Source organism: Microcystis sp. CS-574 (assembly GCF_028329095.1).
GTDB lineage: Bacteria > Cyanobacteriota > Cyanobacteriia > Cyanobacteriales > Microcystaceae > Microcystis > Microcystis ichthyoblabe_A.
In genome coordinates, this window is sequence record NZ_JAQMSY010000146.1 from 1 (window position 1) to 2,957 (window position 2,957).

4 protein-coding genes and 1 pseudogene are annotated in these 2,957 nt (G+C 49.2%); 4 read left to right on the plus strand and 1 reads right to left on the minus strand.

Annotated elements, in window-relative coordinates:
* Window positions 1-318: 318 nt before the first annotated feature.
* Genes PN470_RS11585 through PN470_RS11600 form a run of 4 tightly spaced genes read left to right on the plus strand, consistent with a single transcriptional unit; the run spans window position 319 to window position 2,886 of the window.
* Window positions 319-1,323: a CRISPR-associated protein gene (locus PN470_RS11585; RefSeq protein ID WP_272104568.1), complete on the plus strand. Its 1,005-nt coding sequence runs from the start codon at window positions 319-321 to the stop codon at window positions 1,321-1,323.
* Window positions 1,324-2,208 (plus strand): RAMP superfamily CRISPR-associated protein, encoded by an 885-nt coding sequence (locus tag PN470_RS11590; protein WP_272104569.1) that lies wholly within the window; start codon window positions 1,324-1,326, stop codon window positions 2,206-2,208. It begins immediately after the preceding gene.
* Window positions 2,205-2,675 (plus strand): hypothetical protein, encoded by a 471-nt coding sequence (locus tag PN470_RS11595; RefSeq protein WP_271934930.1) that lies wholly within the window; start codon window positions 2,205-2,207, stop codon window positions 2,673-2,675. The genes PN470_RS11590 and PN470_RS11595 overlap by 4 nt, the downstream gene beginning before the upstream one ends.
* 1 nt (window position 2,676) lies before the next feature.
* The gene (locus tag PN470_RS11600; RefSeq protein WP_271934934.1) at window positions 2,677-2,886 is read left to right on the plus strand and encodes a hypothetical protein; all 210 of its coding nucleotides are present in this window, start codon (window positions 2,677-2,679) and stop codon (window positions 2,884-2,886) included.
* Here PN470_RS11600 and PN470_RS11605 read toward each other — a convergent pair.
* Window positions 2,842-2,957, minus strand: a pseudogene (locus PN470_RS11605) (IS1 family transposase); the annotation flags it as partial. The gene PN470_RS11600 and the pseudogene PN470_RS11605 overlap by 45 nt on opposite strands.

Genomic DNA, 2,957 nt, shown 5'->3' on the forward strand with positions numbered 1-2,957 from the left:
ACAGATGTGTCAGCGGCCGCGTGTAAGCATCCCACCGAAAAACTAATGCGCGGGGGGTTTGGGGGCGGCGCCACGCCCCCAACGGGGGGTTTGGGGGGTAGAACCCCCCAAAAGCTTGGATTGAGTGATAAAATCGGCAGTAATGCTAAATCCGTTGAGTATAGGCTACATATCAGGAGAGGCACTCATGCAAAAGGGGAAATAAATAATCAGTTTTTAATAACTGGATTTAGGATCAGAATATTTTCGGGCTTGGCGGCGTCAACTTTGGCATCAGGACTGCCGACCGCCTTCGTTAACTTTTCCCGCTTAAATTTTATGTTTTCCCATCTCATCATCATTAAACCCCTCGGCATGATGTACGGCAGTTCCGGCGCGTTCCTCTCCCCAGAAAACCTTGTCGGACGTTCTGGCTCTAAATTTCCCCCCGATGCCGCCACCCTATCCGGACTATTTTTCAGCGCCAATAAAACGACCCATCAGTATAGCCATCGGGAATTAAGAGACAACCTATTCATCGCCGGCCCTTTCTGGACCGAAACCGATAGTCTTCGTAACGTCTATATCCCGATTCCCCGCACGAAAATAATCGCCACCAAGAAATCCGACGAATGGCGAATCATAGCTGCACCCGATCGACAAGTCGTCTGGGAGCGAGATTGCGACAAGGACTCAATAGAACCCGAATTTTCCTGGATTTCCAGTGAAGATTGGACAGAATCGGCGCAATACATCGCCGACAACGGATTTGCGGAACTCTCACCGTGGGAATTTACCCCGATCCTACATCCCAAGCTAGAGATCGATCGACGCTGTACCGTCGAGAAGGACGGTCTGTTTTTAGAATACGCCGTGCAGATGAAGGAGGGAACCTGTTTGATCTATCTAGCCACCCATCCCCTCGATCCGGGATGGTATAAATTCGGCGGAGAAAATCATCTAGTCGAGATCGAGAGCGTTGAGATTAAACCCGATTGGGCCATCTATCAATTGCTGAGACAGCCAATTGAACAGGCCTTTGCGACGATCACTCCGGCCATCTGGGGATCGAAACGATTTTCCTCCCGAATTCCCGAACAACCCGATTTCCCCTCAGTTCAACTGCTGCTCACCGACAAACCCATCCCCTACCGTTACGGTTTAGGTGGACGCTTGGGACGGGGTAGGTATTCCGTTCCTTCGGGAAGCGTGTATGTGCTGGAAGAACCGATCGGGCGATCGTGGTGGGACTGGCCAGAAGACTGGTTTCCTAGAGAGGGGTTTCCCCTCAAACATATCGGCTGTGGACTATCTCTACCGCTAACAATAAAAGGATTGAATTGAATGTATCTAAAAGCCTACGGCATCATTGAAACCCTTGCCCCACTACATCTGGGAGCCGCCGCCGGGGAAGAAAGCGGCAACCTTAACCTGATCTTTCGCGATCAGTTCACCCAAACAGGCATAATCCCCAGTAGTTCCCTACGCGGTCGTCTCCGCTCCGATATGTTAGCCCGTTTAACAAGCCAATACAAGAAGCGAGGGCAACCCCCGGAACAGGCCAAAACGAGCGCGTTACAAGAAGTGGAACGCTGGTACGGCCGCGGTGCGGAAAAAAACCGACAGGAAAACTACGATTATGAATCGATTATCAAACCAGAACACGCCTTGATCGTCTGGCTGCCAGTTTTCTGCCCCGGACAACCGATCGTTTGGGTTAGTTGTCCGAGTTTACTGCGACGCTACCAACGCATTGCCGACGTCAAGGCAGACATCCCCCCCGAGTACACCGGCTCGCAAACTCTAAAAACCCGTTCCAAAAACAACTCTGACCCCGTACTTTTCTTCAACTTGGGGTTTATCACGGTGAGTTACCCGAATCGGGATCTAACACCCTGGTTTCCCCTCAAAAACCTGCCCGCCGTGGTGGTCGATGACAATGATATGGGTATGATCCACGATATGGCCCTCTATCGTCAGAGTCGCGTGCAGTTAGAAGAGGGGCGGAAAGTGGCGGCTAATAAAGCGTTTTTTAATGTCGAGGCAATACCAGAAGGAACAGTCCTCGCTTTTCCCCTTGCCCTTAAACCGATCGATGATAACGTTTGGGACAACTGGAAACCACTGGAACAAGATAAAACGGGGGATATTTATCTAGGGGGACTCGAATCGGTCGGCTTCGGCCACTGCATGATGACCTTGAAAAAACCATCGGGAGGTGCTTCATGACATGGAATCCTTATAACCTCGATCGGGCTGCCCAGGAATTGGTCTTAAAATACCGAGACAGCGAGAAAGTGTTGAATGAATCCCACAAAATGAGAACCACCGTCGCCTACGGTTTAGAACGTTTTTGGGGTGAACACCTGAGATTGATCGACAAAAATGACGCTACTGATGGACAAAAAGGACGATACTGGCAAGATGTCTGGCAGAAATTCGTCGATATCTTAGAAGATGCGGGATTACGGGTTCCCCGTGGCAAGATTAATCCTCAAGATAAACCGGAAGCTCAAACCAAAGCTATCCAAGCGATCGCCAGAGAGTTCTGGAATCAAGAAACTTTTCCCCTAGAAGATCAGAGAATCGCTCTCTACGTCCTCACCCAACTTTGTGATAGCTTGGTCTGGTGGACGCAACGATACAAACAACCTAGCACTAATCCCCAAAATCCGAACATCGAGGAGGAAGAATAAAATGCCGGACTGGTCAGATGTACCCCTCCTCTATCAAGCACAGATCGAGGGAAGATGTCAATTACAAAGACAAGAAAATAAACAAAAATCGCGAGCCTACGATTGGGTCGATCAGTGGACTAAACTTTATCATTCCACTGACGGCGTTGCTGAATTAAGCTATGAATCAGTAAGGAATAGGCACTTCTTGAAACTTCAGATAATGAATTAATAAACGAATAGAGTATCCTAACATTTCTGTAGACTTAGAATAGCAGAGTGTTTTGCGATGCAATCGGGCTA